The sequence below is a fragment of the Ramlibacter sp. WS9 genome, from assembly GCF_003797765.1.
Classification (GTDB): Bacteria; Pseudomonadota; Gammaproteobacteria; order Burkholderiales; family Burkholderiaceae_C; genus Ramlibacter.
Genome location: NZ_RKMB01000016.1, coordinates 48,191 through 63,295, shown reverse-complemented (window position 1 = coordinate 63,295; position 15,105 = coordinate 48,191). Strand labels below are relative to the sequence as shown.

Annotated in this window: 22 protein-coding genes; 10 read left to right on the top strand and 12 right to left on the bottom strand. The window is 66.5% G+C overall.

The features are described 5' to 3' along the window. Nucleotides 1-7 precede the first annotated feature (7 nt). Nucleotides 8-931, top strand: a complete 924-nt coding sequence (gene rsgA / locus EEB15_RS21670; protein ID WP_141512020.1) for a ribosome small subunit-dependent GTPase A — start codon at nucleotides 8-10, stop codon at nucleotides 929-931. 27 nt (nucleotides 932-958) lie between these two features. Here the strand turns inward: rsgA and hisC are convergent, their stop codons facing one another. The 7 genes from hisC to rpsP form a co-directional block, all read right to left on the bottom strand. Further along, nucleotides 959-2,038: a histidinol-phosphate transaminase gene (gene hisC / locus EEB15_RS21665; RefSeq protein ID WP_141512017.1), complete on the bottom strand. Its 1,080-nt coding sequence runs from the start codon at nucleotides 2,036-2,038 to the stop codon at nucleotides 959-961. Between the two features lie 3 nt (nucleotides 2,039-2,041). Next, nucleotides 2,042-3,037, bottom strand: coding sequence for a CobD/CbiB family protein (locus tag EEB15_RS21660; protein ID WP_141512016.1), 996 nt, complete (start codon nucleotides 3,035-3,037; stop codon nucleotides 2,042-2,044). Nucleotides 3,038-3,073: 36 nt separating this feature from the next. After that, nucleotides 3,074-3,781: a CoA pyrophosphatase gene (locus EEB15_RS21655; RefSeq protein ID WP_141512014.1), complete on the bottom strand. Its 708-nt coding sequence runs from the start codon at nucleotides 3,779-3,781 to the stop codon at nucleotides 3,074-3,076. Between the two features lie 75 nt (nucleotides 3,782-3,856). Beyond that, nucleotides 3,857-4,249 (bottom strand): 50S ribosomal protein L19, encoded by a 393-nt coding sequence (gene rplS / locus EEB15_RS21650; RefSeq protein ID WP_141512013.1) that lies wholly within the window; start codon nucleotides 4,247-4,249, stop codon nucleotides 3,857-3,859. Between the two features lie 103 nt (nucleotides 4,250-4,352). Then, on the bottom strand, nucleotides 4,353-5,099 hold the full coding sequence (gene trmD, locus EEB15_RS21645; RefSeq protein WP_141512011.1) for a tRNA (guanosine(37)-N1)-methyltransferase TrmD: 747 nt from the start codon (nucleotides 5,097-5,099) through the stop codon (nucleotides 4,353-4,355). Nucleotides 5,100-5,114: 15 nt separating this feature from the next. Then, entirely contained in the window at nucleotides 5,115-5,705 is a 591-nt protein-coding gene (gene rimM / locus EEB15_RS21640) for a ribosome maturation factor RimM (protein WP_141512009.1), read from the bottom strand. A gap of 7 nt (nucleotides 5,706-5,712) precedes the next feature. Then, the gene (gene rpsP / locus EEB15_RS21635) at nucleotides 5,713-5,967 is read right to left on the bottom strand and encodes a 30S ribosomal protein S16 (protein ID WP_141512007.1); all 255 of its coding nucleotides are present in this window, start codon (nucleotides 5,965-5,967) and stop codon (nucleotides 5,713-5,715) included. Between the two features lie 121 nt (nucleotides 5,968-6,088). Here rpsP and EEB15_RS21630 point away from each other — a divergent pair, with 121 nt between their 5' ends. From EEB15_RS21630 to EEB15_RS21620, 3 genes are all read left to right on the top strand, one after another. After that, the gene (locus EEB15_RS21630) at nucleotides 6,089-6,622 is read left to right on the top strand and encodes a GNAT family N-acetyltransferase (protein ID WP_141512005.1); all 534 of its coding nucleotides are present in this window, start codon (nucleotides 6,089-6,091) and stop codon (nucleotides 6,620-6,622) included. After that, complete coding sequence (locus tag EEB15_RS21625) at nucleotides 6,619-7,065, top strand: TM2 domain-containing protein (RefSeq protein ID WP_141512004.1); 447 nt, start codon at nucleotides 6,619-6,621, stop codon at nucleotides 7,063-7,065. Before EEB15_RS21630 ends, EEB15_RS21625 begins: the two co-directional genes overlap by 4 nt. A 112-nt stretch (nucleotides 7,066-7,177) precedes the next feature. Further along, complete coding sequence (locus EEB15_RS21620; protein ID WP_158290187.1) at nucleotides 7,178-7,714, top strand: GNAT family N-acetyltransferase; 537 nt, start codon at nucleotides 7,178-7,180, stop codon at nucleotides 7,712-7,714. Between the two features lie 13 nt (nucleotides 7,715-7,727). Here EEB15_RS21620 and EEB15_RS21615 read toward each other — a convergent pair whose 3' ends face one another. The 3 genes from EEB15_RS21615 to EEB15_RS21605 all read right to left on the bottom strand — a co-directional run bounded on the left by EEB15_RS21615 (nucleotide 7,728) and on the right by EEB15_RS21605 (nucleotide 9,913). Next, nucleotides 7,728-8,738, bottom strand: coding sequence for an inorganic phosphate transporter (locus EEB15_RS21615; protein WP_141512002.1), 1,011 nt, complete (start codon nucleotides 8,736-8,738; stop codon nucleotides 7,728-7,730). Between the two features lie 15 nt (nucleotides 8,739-8,753). Further along, complete coding sequence (locus EEB15_RS21610; RefSeq protein WP_141512000.1) at nucleotides 8,754-9,401, bottom strand: DUF47 domain-containing protein; 648 nt, start codon at nucleotides 9,399-9,401, stop codon at nucleotides 8,754-8,756. Between the two features lie 143 nt (nucleotides 9,402-9,544). After that, nucleotides 9,545-9,913: a DMT family protein gene (locus EEB15_RS21605; RefSeq protein WP_141511998.1), complete on the bottom strand. Its 369-nt coding sequence runs from the start codon at nucleotides 9,911-9,913 to the stop codon at nucleotides 9,545-9,547. Between EEB15_RS21605 and EEB15_RS21600 the strand changes: the two genes are divergently transcribed. The 6 genes from EEB15_RS21600 to EEB15_RS21575 all read left to right on the top strand — a co-directional run bounded on the left by EEB15_RS21600 (nucleotide 9,912) and on the right by EEB15_RS21575 (nucleotide 12,954). Then, nucleotides 9,912-10,604: a pseudouridine synthase gene (locus tag EEB15_RS21600; RefSeq protein WP_141511996.1), complete on the top strand. Its 693-nt coding sequence runs from the start codon at nucleotides 9,912-9,914 to the stop codon at nucleotides 10,602-10,604. The genes EEB15_RS21605 and EEB15_RS21600 overlap by 2 nt on opposite strands. Before the next feature lie 56 nt (nucleotides 10,605-10,660). Beyond that, nucleotides 10,661-11,287, top strand: coding sequence for a protocatechuate 3,4-dioxygenase (locus EEB15_RS21595; protein ID WP_199236594.1), 627 nt, complete (start codon nucleotides 10,661-10,663; stop codon nucleotides 11,285-11,287). Further along, complete coding sequence (locus tag EEB15_RS21590) at nucleotides 11,169-11,855, top strand: SDR family NAD(P)-dependent oxidoreductase (RefSeq protein WP_141511994.1); 687 nt, start codon at nucleotides 11,169-11,171, stop codon at nucleotides 11,853-11,855. The genes EEB15_RS21595 and EEB15_RS21590 overlap by 119 nt, the downstream gene beginning before the upstream one ends. A gap of 80 nt (nucleotides 11,856-11,935) precedes the next feature. Further along, nucleotides 11,936-12,247: a YqjD family protein gene (locus EEB15_RS21585; RefSeq protein WP_141511993.1), complete on the top strand. Its 312-nt coding sequence runs from the start codon at nucleotides 11,936-11,938 to the stop codon at nucleotides 12,245-12,247. 8 nt (nucleotides 12,248-12,255) lie between these two features. Continuing rightward, nucleotides 12,256-12,642, top strand: a complete 387-nt coding sequence (locus tag EEB15_RS21580; RefSeq protein WP_141511992.1) for a phage holin family protein — start codon at nucleotides 12,256-12,258, stop codon at nucleotides 12,640-12,642. A 9-nt stretch (nucleotides 12,643-12,651) separates the two neighbouring features. After that, nucleotides 12,652-12,954, top strand: a complete 303-nt coding sequence (locus tag EEB15_RS21575) for a YqjK family protein (protein ID WP_141511990.1) — start codon at nucleotides 12,652-12,654, stop codon at nucleotides 12,952-12,954. 6 nt (nucleotides 12,955-12,960) lie between these two features. Here the strand turns inward: EEB15_RS21575 and EEB15_RS21570 are convergent, their stop codons facing one another. Together EEB15_RS21570 and EEB15_RS21565 are read right to left on the bottom strand one after the other, a co-directional pair. Continuing rightward, on the bottom strand, nucleotides 12,961-13,689 hold the full coding sequence (locus tag EEB15_RS21570; protein ID WP_141511989.1) for a 2OG-Fe dioxygenase family protein: 729 nt from the start codon (nucleotides 13,687-13,689) through the stop codon (nucleotides 12,961-12,963). A 32-nt stretch (nucleotides 13,690-13,721) separates the two neighbouring features. Next, on the bottom strand, nucleotides 13,722-15,101 hold the full coding sequence (locus EEB15_RS21565; RefSeq protein WP_141511987.1) for a mercuric reductase: 1,380 nt from the start codon (nucleotides 15,099-15,101) through the stop codon (nucleotides 13,722-13,724). Nucleotides 15,102-15,105 lie beyond the last annotated feature (4 nt).

Genomic DNA, 15,105 nt, shown 5'->3' with positions numbered 1-15,105 from the left:
ATTCGTCTTGGCTGAGCGCGCGGCGCTCGATCGCGGGCTGGTGGTTGCGAGCCACGGTCGCCACTTCCTCGTCGAAACACCTGAAGGCCAGCGGCTGATCTGTCACCCGCGAGGCAAGAAGAGCACGGCCGTCGTCGGCGACCGCGTCCTCTGGCAGGGCTCCCACGACGAGGGGACCATCGAGAAGGTCGAGCCGCGGCGCAACCTCTTCTACCGCCAGGACGAGATCCGCACCAAGTCTTTCGCCGCCAACCTGGACCTGGTGTTGATCCTGGTGGCCGCGGAGCCGGAGTTCTCCGAAAGCCAGCTCTCGCGCGCGCTGATCGCCGCGGAAGCTGAAAAGATCACGCCCATCGTCGCGCTGAACAAGAGCGACCTGGTCGAACCCTTCGAGCGCGCGTGGGCCCGGTTGCTGCCCTACCAGCGCATGCAGTATGGGGTACTGCCCTTGTGCCTGCGGCTCTCGGGCGCGGTCGATCGCGACCACCTGCTCAAGCACCTGAGCGGCAAGACGACGCTGGTGCTCGGGCCATCGGGCGCGGGAAAGAGCACGCTGATCAACCTTCTCGTGCCAGGCGCCACCGTGTTGACCGGCGAGATTTCCCAGGCGCTCAATTCCGGCAAGCACACCACGACCAGCACCACCTGGTATTGGGTCGACAAGGAGCGCACGACGGCCCTGATCGACTCGCCCGGCTTCCAGGAGTTCGGCCTGAACCACATCGAGCCGATGCAGCTGGCCGGCTGCATGCCGGACTTCAGGGCACACCTGGGCAACTGCAAGTTCTACAACTGCACGCACCTGCATGAGCCGGGCTGCGACGTGATCGCGGCCACGGGCAAGGACCCGGCCGAAGGCGGCATCACGCCGTCGCGCTACCGCATCTACAAGGAACTGTTCGCCGAGCTCTCGCAGCCCGAGCGGTACTGACTTGTCCCCTCTCCCCCTGGGAGAGGGCTAGGGTGAGGGCGTGGGCAGCAACAGCCGCAACGCATTCACCAGCGCTTCGCACTGCGCCGGCGTGCCCACGCTGATTCGCAGATACTGATCGATGCGCGGTTGCTTGAAGTGCCTCACCAGCACACCGTGCTCGCGCAACCGCGACGCCAGCGCGGCCGCGTCCTGGCGCGGGTGCCGCGCAAACACGAAGTTGGCCTTCGACGGCAGCACATCGAATCCCAGCCGCCAAAGCTGCACGGTGAGCTCTTCGCGAGCCGCTATCACGGCCTGGCGCGTCTGCTCGAAGTACTCACTGTCCTCATAGGCCGCCGCAGCGCCGGCCTGCGCCGGCCGACCCAGCGGATACGAGTTGAAGCTGTTCTTCACACGCTCCAACGCTTCGATCAAATGACGTTGCCCCGCCGCGAAACCCACGCGCAAGCCCGCCAGCGAGCGCGCCTTCGACAGCGTATGCACCACCAGCAGGTTGGGGTATTTCTCGACCAGCGGCATCGCGCTGTCCGCACCGAAGTCCACATAGGCCTCATCGACCAGCACCACGCTGCCGGGCTGCGATTGCAGCAAAGTCTCGATCGCAGCCAGAGGCAGCGCGCTGCCGGTCGGTGCGTTCGGGTTGGCGATGACCACGCCGCCCGCCGGGCGGCCAGCGTAGTGGGCCATGTCGATCTGCAATGCATCGTCTACCGGCAGCAGTTCCGCCCGGATGCCGTACAGCTGGCAATACACGCGGTAGAAGCTGTACGTGATGTCGGGCATCAGCAGCGGCCTCGGCTGCTGGAAGAACGCGAAGAACGCGTGCGCAAGCACTTCGTCAGATCCATTGCCGGGGAAGACCTGCGCCGCATCGATCCCATGATGCGCGGCAATGGTTTCGCGCAGGGCGGTCGACTCCGGGTCGGGATAAAGCTGCAAGCCCTGCCGCGCCGCCTGCTCGATCGCGGCGACGACGCGCGGTGACGGGGGATACGGGTTCTCGTTGGTATTGAGCTTGACCAGATTGGCGATGCGCGGCTGCTCGCCGGGAACGTAGGGCACCAGCTCGCGCACCCGCGGGCTCCACAAGGCTTGGCCGTCCATCGGTTAGCCCAGCAGCCGCGCCAGCGTCAACAGCGCCAGCAACACCATCCACAGCACGACCGAGCGCCACACCAGGCCGACGATGCTCCGCAGGTGGCCGATCTCCGCCTCGCGGCCGGGTGTGCTTTCGCTGTCGTCTATCGTCTCGGCGCCGGCCGAGCTAAAGCCCTGGGAGGCATTGGGCGCGAACGCAGCCGACTTCAGCGCTTCGCCGCCCAGGCGCACGTTGACGGCACCCGACGTCGCCGCCAGGATCACTCCATCGTTGTCATTGGGGAAACGCTGGGCATGGTTGCGCCAGCAGTCGATCGCCTCCTCGAAGCTGCCGACCACGGCGAAGGCCAGCGCCGTAATGCGCGCGGGCAGCCAGTCGATCACGCTCCAGGCACTCGTGGCCGCAGTTTCCAGTGCCTGGCTGGCCGGTTGGGCCTGTGTGCGGTCGCGGTGCTTCCAATAGCGGGCGACAAATTCGGTCATGCGGTACAGCACTGCCCCGGCCGGGCCGAAGCCGAACGCCGCAAGCACCGAATACCAGGCCAGCACACCGAACACGTGCCTGTGCGCCGCCAAAACCGAATATTCGATGACATGCCGCACGATCTCGCTGCGCGGCAGTTCGCTCGCATCCACTTGCTGCCATTGCGCCAGCAACTCGCGCGCGCGTGGCTCGTCGGCCGTGTCCAGCGCGTCGCGGATGTTGGTGAAATGGTGGCTGAACTGCCTGAAACCCAGCGTCACGTACAGCACCGCGACGTTCCAGAGCACGGCGACGGGCCAACCGACCAGAAGCGCCAGCGCCCAATGCACGCCCAAGGCCACCAATGCGGGCAACACGACTGCCAGCGTCCAGGCGACCCAGCCATGGTGCGGCTTGCCCGCGTCGAAATTGCGGCTGACCCAGCGGGCCCAGCCTCGCAGGCCGGCGTGGATCGGGTTGTGCCGTGCCAGCGGACGCACCTGCTCGATCAGCAGGGCGAACAGGATGGCGAAGAAACTCATGCGGCAATCATAAAGGCCGCCGTGAGCCCACCCTCGTCAGGCGGCGAGGAACCGGTAGAAGTTGCGCAGCATGGCCGCGGTGGCCCCCCAGATGAAGCGCTCCGTGGTGCCGTCCATGAAGGGCATGGAGAACCACTCGCGGCGTGCGCCGGCCCATTCGATCGCGTGGCGCCTGTGATGCGCCGGGTTCATCAGGAATTCCAGCGGCACTTCGAAGGCGTCGGCGACTTCAAATGCGTTGATGTTGAGCCGGTGATCGGGTTGCACCAGCGCGACGACGGGCGTGATGATGAATCGCGTGCCCGTGGTGTAAGTGGGCATCTGCCCAACCACTTCCACCAACTCAGGCGCGAGGCCGATCTCTTCCTGCGCCTCACGCAGGGCCGTGTGGGCGGTATCGGTGTCCGTCTCGTCCTGCTTGCCCCCGGGAAACGCCACCTGCCCGGAGTGCGTGGACAAGTGCGTCGTGCGTTCGGTGAGGATCACTGTCGGCCGCTCGCGCATCACCACGGCCACCAGCACGGAGGCGCGGGCCGGCTCGCGATCGGTGAATTTCGGTTCCGCCCACACCTCCGGCTCCCAGTGGGGCGGCGAAGCGAATCGCTCACGCAGCGAATCGGGACGCAGTGCCTCCGGACTCACGGCAGGTAAGTGCGTGTCGATGCCGACCACCGGCACGGTACGGGGATCGAAGTTCGGCAGCTTGGACAGCGGCACGTAGGCGGGGACGGGATCGATGGGCATGGAATGAGGTGGGCCGGAATGCAAAAACCGCCACGAGCACGAAGCCGGCGGCGGTTTTTTTGGCGAAGCCTTCGCTTATTCGGCAGCGGCAGCGGTAGCGGCGGGCTTGTTGCGGTGGGCCAGCTTTTCCTTGATGCGAGCCGACTTGCCGCTGCGGTCACGCAGGTAGTACAGCTTGGCACGGCGGACGTCGCCGCGGCGCTTGACTTCGATGCCGGCGATCAGCGGGCTGTAGGTCTGGAACGTGCGCTCCACGCCTTCGCCGCTGGAGATCTTGCGCACCGTGAAGCCGCTGTTGAGGCCGCGATTGCGCTTGGCGATGACGACGCCTTCGAAAGCCTGGGCGCGTTTGCGGGTGCCTTCGACGACGTTGACGCTGACGATCACGGTGTCGCCGGGGGCGAACTCGGGGATCTTCTTGCCCAGGCGGGCGATTTCCTCTTGCTCGAGGATCTGGATCAGGTTCATGTTTACCTCTGTGATCGTGCCCGCGCTACACAAAAGGCCTGGGTGCTAAAAAGCGGTCAGGCGGCCGGGCAGAGGATCGGAAAGCCTTTGATTATAAACAGTTTTACGGCAGCGTTGCCAGCAAGGCCTCGTCGGCTTTCGACAAGGCACCGGCAGCCCGGGCTACGGCGATCAGGTCCGGTCGGCGGCGCGCGGTGATTTCCAGCCGGCGGTCGCGGCGCCAACGCTCGATTTGTGCATGGTGGCCCGACAGCAGTTCGGGCGGCGCCTTGAGGCCGTCCCACTCCTCCGGCCGGGTGTAGTGCGGGCAGTCCAGCAGCCCGTCCAGGGCCGGGTTGAAGCTGTCGAACTGCGAGCTGTCCTCGTCACCCAGCACGCCGGGCTGCAGCCGCGCGACGGCATCCAGCAGCGCCATGGCCGCGATCTCGCCGCCCGAAAGCACGAAGTCGCCCAGACTGATCTGAACGGTCACGTGCCGGTCGATGAATCGTTGGTCGATCCCTTCGTAGCGGCCGCAGATCAGCACGGCGCCCTGGCTTGCCGACCAGCGCTCCACCCCCGCGTGGTCCAGCCGTTCGCCGACCGGCGAGAACAGCACCACGGGCGCCGTATCGGCGCGCTCGGCCTGGATCGCCGCGAGGCACTGCGCCAGGGGCGCGGCCATCATCACCATACCCGGCCCACCGCCGAAGGGACGATCGTCCACGCGCTTGTAGTTGCCCTCGGCGAAATCGCGCGGGTTCCACAGGCGCACGTCCACCAGCTTGGATTCGTACGCGCGGCGAGTGACGCCGCTCACCAGGAAAGGCGCGAACAGTTCGGGAAACAGCGTGATGACGTCGAAGCGCATCGCGTGACTTTCGCGCTAGTAGTCCGGCTGCCAGTCGACCGTGATGCGCTTGCCAGGCAGGTCCACGGTGTCGACGTAGGCCGAAACAAAGGGAATCATCCGCTCCTGGACCTTGCTGTCCTCGAAGTATTCGAGCACCAGCACGGTCTGCGGGCCGGTCGACAGCAGTTCACGCACCTGCCCGAGCGCTACGCCTTCGCGATTCACGACGTCCAGGCCGATCAGGTCGACCCAGTAGTACTCGTCGGTGCTGGCGGTGGGGAAGCTGGAACGGGGAACAAAAATTCGGGCCCCGCGAAGCGCCTCGGCCGCGTTGCGGTCGTCCACCTCATGCGCAGTGGCCACGACGGTGTCGGAGTGCTCCTTGGCCTCCTTCACGCGCAGCAGCACCGTGCCGGAAAAGGTCTTGGCGCCTTTTTCGGACGGTTGCAGATACCAGCGCTTGGAAGAAAAAAGCGCTTCCGGGGAAGCGCTGTGGGGCAGGACCTTGAACCAGCCCTTGATGCCCCAGGCATCGGCGATGCGCCCGATTTCGATCGCATCGGCCGGAAGTTCGGCCGGCTCCACGCCGGAAGGCAGCTGGGCTGCCGGACGCGGGGCCGCCATAACTGCCTTAAGCCGGCGTCTTGGCCGCGGCTTGCTTGATCAGGCGTTCGACGGTGGGCGACGGGGTCGCGCCGACACCGCGCCAGTACGTCAGGCGGTCCTGGGCGATGCGGATGCCTTCTTCATTGTCCTTGGCGCCGGGGTTGTAGAAACCGATGCGCTCGATGAAGCGGCCGTCGCGGCGGGTACGCTTGTCGGCAACGACGATGTTGAAGAACGGACGGGCTTTCGCGCCGCCACGGGAGAGTCGAATGACGACCATGATTTATCCTTGGGTGGGAGGGGAAATTTCCCCAAAATCTTTCCAGCGTTGAGACACGCGCTTACGGCCACCCGGCCAGCGACACGCTGTAGAGCCCACGATTATAACGTCAATGACCTTTATGAGCACCATACGCCCCAGCACCGACGCCGATTTGCCCGCGATCACCGCGATATATGCCCATCACGTGCTGCATGGAACAGGGACGTTCGAGACCACGCCACCCTCTGAGACCGAGCTGGCGGCCCGTCGCGCCGACGTGCTGGCCAAGGGCTTGCCCTGGCTGGTCGCGGAGGAAGGCGGGCACATCCTGGGCTACGCCTATTGCCAGTGGTTCAAGCCCCGGCCGGCCTACCGTTTTTCAGCCGAAGACTCGATCTACCTGCACCCCGACGCCGCCGGCAAAGGGCTGGGCAAGGCCCTGCTAGCAGAGCTTGCGACGCAGGCCGAAGCGTTCGGCATCCGCAAACTGATCGCGGTCATCGGAGATTCCAACAATGCGGGCTCGATCGGCGTGCACCGCACGCTGGGCTTCACGCCGGTGGGCACGTTCAAGTCGTGCGGCTGGAAGTTCGGCAAGTGGCTCGACATCGTGCTGATGGAGAAAACGCTGGGTGAAGGCGACACCACGCCGCCCGAGCCGAGCCCCGGATGAAAAACAAGACTCTCGCGGCCTGGCTGGCCTTTCTGGGCGGCCCCCTGGGCCTGCACCGCTTCTACTTGCATGGCTTCGGGGACATGGTGGGCTGGGCGCTGCCCATTCCCGCGGCGCTGGGCCTGTACGGCATCCAGCGCGTGCAACGGTACGGGCTGGACGATGCGTGGAGCTGGGTGCTGATCCCCTTGCTGGGTTTCACGGTTGCCGGCTGCGCGCTCACCGCCATCGTCTATGGCTTGACCTCGCGCGAGAAGTGGAACGCGCGGTTCAACCGGTCAGCCGGCGAAGACGCAGCCGCGGGCGGCACCAACTGGTTCACGATCGCCGCCGTGGCGCTGTCACTGCTGGTCGGCACCACGGTGCTCATGGCCAGCATCGCATTCAGCTTCCAACGCTATTTCGAATACCAGGTCGAGGAAGGGCGGAAGATTTCGCAGTAGCCGGCACGCGCGAGCGTGGTTACGGCATCGTTCCATGCGCAGGCGGCATTTGCCGCGCCGCGAGCCACTGGGTAGATTGGTTCGTCCATCCACCCTCACCAGGAGAAACGACATGGACGCCGCCCACAAGGCTGACGCCGACGCCATCATCATCCGCAGCGCCGAACCCGAAGACGCCGCGCGGATTTCCGCACATCTGGGGCAGCCCGGCGTATTCGAGGGCCTGCTGCAGATGCCCGATGCGCCCGTCGCGTCGCGTCTGGAATACCTGCAGAAGATGGAGTCGAATGCCTGCCGCCTCGTCGCCATGGCCGGCGACGAGGTTGCCGGCTGCGCCGGCCTGCACGTGCAGAGCGCCACCTTGCGCCGCATGCATGTGCGCGGCCTGGGCCTCAGCGTCAGCCCACAATGGCAAGGGCGCGGCGTGGGCCAGCGGTTGCTTGCCCGCGCGCTGGACTGGGCCGACAACTGGGCCGGCGTGCTGCGCGTGGAACTGTACGTTCACGCCGACAACGACCGCGCGATCGCGCTGTATCGCAAGATGGGCTTTGTCGAGGAAGGCCGGCACACGGCCTTCGGGCTGAAGAACGGGCGCTACGTCGACTGCTTGTCGATGGCGCGGCTGCATCCGAACCCGCCGGGATTGTGACTTGTTGTGCCTGTCAGAAGATCTGCAGGCTCACCCAGTAAGCGATGGCGGCGACGAAGGCTGACGCCGGGATGGTGAAGATCCAGGCCCATACGATGTTGCCAGCCACGCCCCAGCGCACGGCGCTGGCGCGCTGTGTGGAGCCGACACCGACGATGGCGCCGGTGATGGTGTGCGTGGTGGATACCGGAATGCCGAGCGCTGTGGCCAGGAACAACGTCACGGCACCACCGGTTTCCGCGCAGAAGCCGTGCACCGGCTTGAGCTTCGTGATCTTCTGGCCCATGGTCTTGACGATGCGCCAGCCGCCGAACATTGTGCCGAAGCCGATCGCGAAGTAGCAGGACAGGATGACCCAGTTCGGTGGCGAGGTGTCGCCCGCCGCGGTGTAGCCGGTAGCGATCAGCAGCATCCAGATGATGCCGATGGTCTTTTGCGCATCATTGCCGCCGTGGCCCAGGCTGTAAGCGCCGGCCGAAACCAGCTGGAGGCGGCGGAACCACCGGTCGACCTTCGATGGCGTGGCCCGCCTGAAAATATGCGACACGGCCACCATGATGAGGGAGCCAAGCGTGAACCCGAGGACCGGTGAAACGAAGATGAAAAGCACCGTCTTGCCGATGCCCGTCGCGATGAGCGAGCCCGCGCCGGCCTTGGCGATGACGGCTCCCACGATGCCGCCGATCAGCGCGTGCGAAGAGCTGCTGGGGATGCCGTAGTACCAGGTCACCACGTTCCACGTGATCGCGCCCACCAGCGCGCCGAACACAACGTGGGTGTCCACCACCCCCGGCTGGACGATGCCCTTTCCGACCGTCGCGGCGACGCTCAGGTGGAAGATCAGGATAGCGATCACGTTAAAAAAAGCGGCGAACACCACGGCCGTGGTCGGCTTGAGCACCCCCGTGGAGACGACGGTGGCGATCGAATTCGCCGCGTCGTGGAACCCGTTCATGAAGTCGAAGGCAAGCGCCAGCGCTACCAGCAGGATCACCACCCACAGGGCGGTCGGCACGTTTTCCATGCGTTCGATCCCCGGTCAGGAATGCTCGAGGACGATGCCCTCGATCACGTTGGCCACGTCTTCGCACTTGTCCGTGATGGTTTCCAAGAGCTCGTAGATGGCCTTGAGCTTGAGCACTTCACGCACGTCCGGCTCCTCGCGGAACAGCTTGCTCATGGCCGAGCGCATCACCCGGTCTGCGTCGGACTCGAGCTTGTCGATCTCTTCGCAGGTCTTCAGGGCCGCTTCGGCGGTGGCCGGATCCGCGAGCTTGCCGATCATGTAGACGGCTTCCTTCAGGCGGTCGCAGCACTTGACGCTCAGGTCGGTGAGGCGGGTGATTTCCTCGTTCACGGCCTTGACGTCGTACAGCGCCATGGTTTCCGCAGAGTCCTGGATCAGGTCGGCCACGTCGTCCATCGTGTTGATGAGCTTGTGGATCTGGTCGCGGTCGATCGGCGTGATGAACGTGCGGTGGATCATCCGGTTCACGTCATGCGTGACCCGGTCGGCGGCGCGCTCGGCATTGTCCACGTCGCGGTTGTACTGCTCGCGCAGGTGCACATCGCTGTAGTTGGCCACCAGCTGGGAGAAAGCACGCGCCGCCTCGACGATCTTGTCGGCGTGCTGGTTGAACATCTCGAAGAAATTGCCTTCGCGCGGCAGCAGCTTGCCAAACAGCATTGCTGGCTCCTGGTTGGGGATCGGGGATTCGGGTGCGGCGAGTGTAACTGGGGTCGGGTCTCCGACGGGCCGCCCCTGGGCGGGCCCGGGCCCCTCGGCGGGCAGCGCACTGCACGAAGTGAGAAGCGCGGGGGCAATTTTCTTCAAGCACTGCGGAATATGAAATAGACGGCGCCAACCATGCACAGAGCCGCCCACAGGTAATCCAGCTTGAGCGGCTCGTCGAGGTACAGCACGGCAAACGGCACGAAGACGGCCAGGGTGATCACTTCCTGGATGATCTTCAGCTGGCCCACGGACAACGCGGCCTGCTGGAAACCGATGCGGTTGGCCGGCACCTGCAACAGATATTCCGCCAGTGCAATGCCCCAGCTGATGAGCGCCGCGGTGTACCACGGCGCCGTCGCCAGGTTTTTCAGGTGGCCATACCAGGCCATGGTCATGAAGATGTTGGACGCTATCAGCAGCACGATGGCCTGCAGCGAAAATGGGATCGAGGAAAGCATGCTCATGCGCAAATTATCGGATGCGGATACCGGCGGCCACGGGCTGTCGCTGCTGCATGCCGACACCCATCTGCTGGTCTTCGACAAACCCTCCGGCCTTCTGAGCGTCCCCGGCCGGGGAGCCGACAAGCAGGACTGCATGGCGGCGCGGGCCCAGCGCGCGTACCCCGACGCGCTGGTGGTGCATCGGCTCGACATGGCGACGTCGGGGCTCTGGCTCATGGCGCGCGGTGCCGACATGCAAAGGCGCATGAGCAGCGCGTTCGCGCAGCGGGAGGTGGGCAAGCGGTATGCCGCCGTCGTCACAGGCCGCCTGGAAACGCCGGCTTCATCCACCGATGGCTGGTCGCTGATCGACCTGCCGCTGGCGGCGGACTGGCCCAATCGGCCGCGGCGAGTCGTCGACCACGAGCATGGCAAGCCGAGCCAGACACGATGGCGAGTCCTCGAGTCTGCTTTGGGTGCAGGTGGGCGTGGGGGCACCACGCGCCTCGAACTCGAACCCCTCACGGGCCGCTCGCACCAATTGCGGGTGCACCTGCAAGCTCTGGGCCATCCCATCGTGGGCGACACGCTCTACGCGCCCGCCGAAGTCCAGGCGCAGTCACCGCGGTTGCTGCTGCACGCGACGGGACTGCGGTTCACACACCCCGCGACAGGTGAAGCGCTGGCCTTCTCCAGCGCTTGTCCGTTCTGAGTGAGGGAACTCCGGCCCGCGCTTCCTCTCAGACCGTGAAACCCCAGGAGAGCCCGATGCCCCCTTCCCTGCTCAACCGGCGTGCGGCGGCCGCCGCACTGGTGGCGCTGCCTGTGTTCTGGACAGGTGCTCGCGCCCAGCCGGCGCAGCCCCGGCGCGCCACGCCCTCCCAGACCGAAGGCCCGTTCTATCCCGTGAGCCTGCCCAAGGACGCCGACGCCGACCTGTTGCGCAGCGGCACGCTGGAATACCGCGGTGGCCAACCCTCGTGGGTCGAGGGCAGCGTCACCGACCTGCAGGGCAAGCCGCTGGCCGGTGCGCAAGTCGAAATCTGGCAGTGCGACGAGACCGGCCACTACCACCACCCCGGCGACCGTGGCGGCAAGGCCGATCCGGCTTTCCAGGGCTTCGGCCGCGTGACGGTCGGCGCCGATGGCAGCTACCGCTTCCGCACCATCCGTCCCGTGGCGTACAGCGGCCGCACGCCGCACATCCACGTCAAGGTCAAGCTGGGCTCACGCGAATTGCTGACGACGCAGTTGTACGTGGCGGGCGATCCGGGCAATGAGCGCGACGGTATCTGGCGTCGCCTCGACGAACAGGCGCGCGCCGCTGTCACAGTGCCGTTCATCGCCGGGACAGGTGGTTTGCATGCGACCTTCCCTATCGTCGTGGCGGCATAGTGTCCCGGGCGCGCAAGTTTGTTCGACGCTTGCGTTTGAAGACGGCGGCGCCTTCGCTTCGGTCACCCTGATCAACAACGCCGGCCTCGTGCCGCGCGCGGCTCCGCTCGACGCCATTCCGGTCGCCGAACTGGCGGAGGCGCTGCGGGTGGACCTGGAGGCGCCGATGCTGCTCACGTCCGCCTTCCTGCGCGCCACCGGGGCATGGCGAGCGCAGCGCAGGGTGCTGAACATCTCGTCAGGCCTGGGGCGGCGGCCGATGGCATCTCAGGCCGCGTACTGCGCCGCCAAGGCCGGCATGGACCACTTCACCCGCTGCGTGGCGCTCGAAGAGGCGGGCAAACCCGACGGCGCCAAGTTGTGCTCGCTCGCCCCCGGGGTGATCGACACCGACATGCAGGTGCAACTGCGCAGCGCGGACGCCAGCCAGTTTCCCGACATCGGCAACTTCATCGGTTTGAAGGACAAGGGCATGCTCACCTCGACGGCGGAAGCCGCGGCGCGAGTGCTGGCCGTGCTGGGGCGGGCGGACTTCGGCGCGAATCCGGTCGCCGACGTACGCGACTGATGAGAGTTGCGCCATTTTTGTGCCTCAACGGCGCCGCCAAGCGCTACCATTTGCTTCCAACCCGAACAATGGAGGCTCGCATGTCCGAGATGACCACCGCCCACAAAGAAAAATTGATGACCGATCTCAAACTCGTGATCGCCGACGCCGAAGAACTGCTCAAGCTCACCGCTGGCAATGTCGGCGACAAGGCGGCCGAAATGCGCCTGCGGATGCAGGCGCGAATGGAGCAGGCCAAGGCGGATCTCTCCAACCTCCAGGAAATGGCCATCAATCGCGCCAAGGACGCAGGCAAGGCCGCCGACAACTATGTCCACGACAACCCCTGGCGCGCCGTCGGCATCGCCGCCGGTGTCGGGCTGGTCGTCGGCATGCTGATCAGCCGCCGCTAGAGCGGGCGATGAGCGAGACGGAACCGTCTGTCGGGCTCTTCGGGTCGCTGCGCCGCCTGCTCGGCACGGTGCTGGAGATCGGGCAGGTGCGCCTGCAACTGTTCGGCAACGAGCTCGAGCAGGAGAAGCTGCGAATCTTCGACGGCCTGCTGCTGGCCGGCATCGGCCTCATGCTGCTGTCGGTCGGCGCCGTGCTGCTTTGCGCGCTGGTCGTGATGCTGTTTGCGGAGGGCTACCGCATCGTGGCGCTGGCGGTTTTGACTTTGGCGTTTCTGGCCGGCGGCGTGCTCGCGATGCGATCAGGCGGGCATCGCCTGCAAAGCCCGGGCGGAGCCTTCAAGGCCACACTGGCCGAGCTGTCGCGCGACCGCGCGGGCCTCGCGCCTCACGAATAGGCACCGGTCATGTTCAGCGAGCGCCGGATGATGATGCTGGTCCGTCAAGGCGAATTGGCCGCGCGCAGCCAAATGCTGCGCGAACAGCTGGCGCAGGATTCAATGGCGCTTGAACGCCCGCTGGCCATCGCGGACCAGTTGAGGGGCGGCGCCCACTGGCTGATCTCGCGGCCATGGTGGATCGCCGCCGCGGTGGCCCTGCCCATCGTGCTCCGGCCGCGACGCGCTGCGGCCTGGGGCGTCAAGCTGTGGTGGGGATGGCGCCTCTGGCGGAAGGCGCAGCCGTTCCTGGCGCACATCGGACGCCGCTGACGGCGCTCAACCGCCCTGAAAGCCGCCTGCGCGCAACGTCACGACCAGCGTGTCGCGATGGCCGCCTTCGGCCACAGGCTGAATCGGCGTGGATTCGTGGATCACGCGTTCGTCGTCCAGCAGCAGCAGGCTCCAGGGCTCGACCAGCGTGAAGCGTTGGCCCGCCGGGCCCGCAGCTTCGAACACGCGGGTCTCGCCCCCCTTGATGCCTTCGCGCCCGACCAGGAACACCGCCACCAGGTCCACGCCGTCGCGGTGCGCCCCTTCCGGTGTCGGCCGCCCGATGCCGCCTTCGGTGTCGATACGGAACTGGTGCGCTTCCACATACCAGGGCTGGGCGCCCTTGAGACCCGACGCCAGCTGCGCCAGGCCGTGCAGCATTTGCCGCCACGCCGGAGCGCCCACCACCGCCGGCTCCACCGGCTCGAACCACCGCTGCATGCCGCCGTGCAATGCGTTGTATTCGACCGGTTGCCAGTGCGCGCGGTGCGCCACCTGCGCCACCTCATCGCCTGTCACCACGAAGCACGAGTGGCGGCGCCTGCGATAGTGGCCGCCGTCCTTCAGGTAGTTGTCGGGCGGCAGGCCGTCCCAGCTGGGGTTGAGCGCCAGCAGGCCATCCAGCCGGCACCCCGCCAGATCGCAGACGGCTTGGGGGGCGACGACGGCATAGCCCTGGCCACGCAGCGCGGCGGGCACGGCGGCGGGTGCGGTGAGGGAAGGCGCGAGGATCATCCGGCGAGCATATCAAGCCCGCCGCGGCCCGGTCATTGCAGCGGCTTGAGGTTGCCCAGGATGGTCGGGAAGAACTCCGTCACCGTCGGGTGCACCGGCAACGCGTCCTTCATCACGCGCCAGCTCGCGCCGGCCGCCATGAAGTTGCTGACCACCTGGATGATCTCGTCGCCGTTGATGCCCAGCACTGTGGCGCCGACGAAGCGCTCGGTGTCGGCGTCGACCAGCAGCTTGATGAGGCCGGTGGTTTCGCTTTCTTCCTTGGCGCGGCTCACGTTCTTCATGTCGAAGGTCGCCATCAGGATGCGCTTGCCGCTGGCGCGCGCTTCCGCCTCCGACATGCCGACACGGCCCAGCGGCGGGTCGGTGAACATGGCGTAGGCCATGATGCGGTCGTCGGCGGAGCGTTCGCCGCCGTCGTGATTGGCCAGGGCGATTTCGTGGTCGTGATAGCTCGTGTGCGTGAAGGCGCCGCGTTTGTTGATGTCGCCCAACGCCCAGATGCCGGGCACATTGGTCTCCAGCCGCGCGTTGGTGGGAATGAAGCCCCTGGCATCCGTTTCCACGCCGACCGCCGCGAGGTTCAGCCGCTCGGTGTTGGGCAGGCGCCCCGTCGCCACCAGCAGGTGCGAACCTTCGACGCGCCGGTCACCCACCTGCAATGCGATGCCGTCGCCCGCGCGCTCCACGCGCGACACCGGCTGCCCAGCCAGCACCGTCACGCCCTCTTCGGCCATGAATGACGCGATGCAGGCGGACACCTCCGGATCCTCGCGGCTGGTGATGCGCGGCCCGGTTTCGATCACAGTCACCTCGCAGCCCAGGCGCCGGAAGATCTGCCCCATCTCGAGGCCGATGTAGCTGCCGCCGATGATGAGCAAATGGCGCGGCCGCGTGCGCAACTTGAGCAGGCTGACGTTGTCGAGGTACGGCACGTCACGGATGCCCGGGATTTCCGGGATGAACGCGCGCGTGCCGGAGTTGAGGTACACGCGCTTGGCCCGCACCGGCTGTTCGCCGGCCAGCAGGTCGAAGCAGCCATCGCTGCGGCCCGCGAAAGAACCCCAGGCGCGCAGCAGCGTGATGTTGGCCTGGCCGCCGACCCAGGTTTCCAGGCCGCCGCGCGCCGTGTCCACGCGCTGCTGCATGCGCTCCATCGCCGCGGCGAAGTCGACTTCGACGGGACCGACGCGCACGCCGAATTCGGCCGCGCGGCGTGCCAGGTGCGCGACGCGCGCGCTCTTGCGCAGCGTCTTGGTCGGCGTGCAGCCCGCGTTGATGCAGGAGCCGCCCAGCTGCACCGCCTCGATGTAGGCGACGCGCTCGCCGCGCTGCGCCAGCGCCACCGCGAGCGAGGGCGCGGCCTGCCCCGAACCGACGATGGCGGCGTCGACTTCGATTGTGTTGACCATCGCG

What these genes read in the sequence shown, in the direction of transcription:
- trmD (WP_141512011.1), bottom strand. Translation starts at nt 5,099, where the DNA reads ATGCGCTTCGACGTCATCACGCTGTTTCCCGAACTGTTCGCGCCTTTC.
- EEB15_RS21605 (WP_141511998.1), bottom strand. Translation starts at nt 9,913, where the DNA reads ATGAGCATGCTTTCCTCGATCCCATTTTCGCTGCAGGCCATCGTGCTG.
- EEB15_RS21585 (WP_141511993.1), top strand. Translation starts at nt 11,936, where the DNA reads ATGTCCGAGATGACCACCGCCCACAAAGAAAAATTGATGACCGATCTC.
- EEB15_RS21620 (WP_158290187.1), top strand. Translation starts at nt 7,178, where the DNA reads ATGGACGCCGCCCACAAGGCTGACGCCGACGCCATCATCATCCGCAGC.
- EEB15_RS21625 (WP_141512004.1), top strand. Translation starts at nt 6,619, where the DNA reads ATGAAAAACAAGACTCTCGCGGCCTGGCTGGCCTTTCTGGGCGGCCCC.
- EEB15_RS21630 (WP_141512005.1), top strand. Translation starts at nt 6,089, where the DNA reads ATGAGCACCATACGCCCCAGCACCGACGCCGATTTGCCCGCGATCACC.
- hisC (WP_141512017.1), bottom strand. Translation starts at nt 2,038, where the DNA reads ATGGACGGCCAAGCCTTGTGGAGCCCGCGGGTGCGCGAGCTGGTGCCC.
- rimM (WP_141512009.1), bottom strand. Translation starts at nt 5,705, where the DNA reads ATGGCGGCCCCGCGTCCGGCAGCCCAGCTGCCTTCCGGCGTGGAGCCG.
- rpsP (WP_141512007.1), bottom strand. Translation starts at nt 5,967, where the DNA reads ATGGTCGTCATTCGACTCTCCCGTGGCGGCGCGAAAGCCCGTCCGTTC.
- EEB15_RS21575 (WP_141511990.1), top strand. Translation starts at nt 12,652, where the DNA reads ATGTTCAGCGAGCGCCGGATGATGATGCTGGTCCGTCAAGGCGAATTG.
- EEB15_RS21565 (WP_141511987.1), bottom strand. Translation starts at nt 15,101, where the DNA reads ATGGTCAACACAATCGAAGTCGACGCCGCCATCGTCGGTTCGGGGCAG.
- EEB15_RS21580 (WP_141511992.1), top strand. Translation starts at nt 12,256, where the DNA reads ATGAGCGAGACGGAACCGTCTGTCGGGCTCTTCGGGTCGCTGCGCCGC.
- EEB15_RS21595 (WP_199236594.1), top strand. Translation starts at nt 10,661, where the DNA reads ATGCCCCCTTCCCTGCTCAACCGGCGTGCGGCGGCCGCCGCACTGGTG.
- EEB15_RS21660 (WP_141512016.1), bottom strand. Translation starts at nt 3,037, where the DNA reads ATGAGTTTCTTCGCCATCCTGTTCGCCCTGCTGATCGAGCAGGTGCGT.
- EEB15_RS21610 (WP_141512000.1), bottom strand. Translation starts at nt 9,401, where the DNA reads ATGCTGTTTGGCAAGCTGCTGCCGCGCGAAGGCAATTTCTTCGAGATG.
- EEB15_RS21570 (WP_141511989.1), bottom strand. Translation starts at nt 13,689, where the DNA reads ATGATCCTCGCGCCTTCCCTCACCGCACCCGCCGCCGTGCCCGCCGCG.
- EEB15_RS21590 (WP_141511994.1), top strand. Translation starts at nt 11,169, where the DNA reads ATGAGCGCGACGGTATCTGGCGTCGCCTCGACGAACAGGCGCGCGCCG.
- rplS (WP_141512013.1), bottom strand. Translation starts at nt 4,249, where the DNA reads ATGAACCTGATCCAGATCCTCGAGCAAGAGGAAATCGCCCGCCTGGGC.
- EEB15_RS21655 (WP_141512014.1), bottom strand. Translation starts at nt 3,781, where the DNA reads ATGCCCATCGATCCCGTCCCCGCCTACGTGCCGCTGTCCAAGCTGCCG.
- EEB15_RS21615 (WP_141512002.1), bottom strand. Translation starts at nt 8,738, where the DNA reads ATGGAAAACGTGCCGACCGCCCTGTGGGTGGTGATCCTGCTGGTAGCG.
- EEB15_RS21600 (WP_141511996.1), top strand. Translation starts at nt 9,912, where the DNA reads ATGCGCAAATTATCGGATGCGGATACCGGCGGCCACGGGCTGTCGCTG.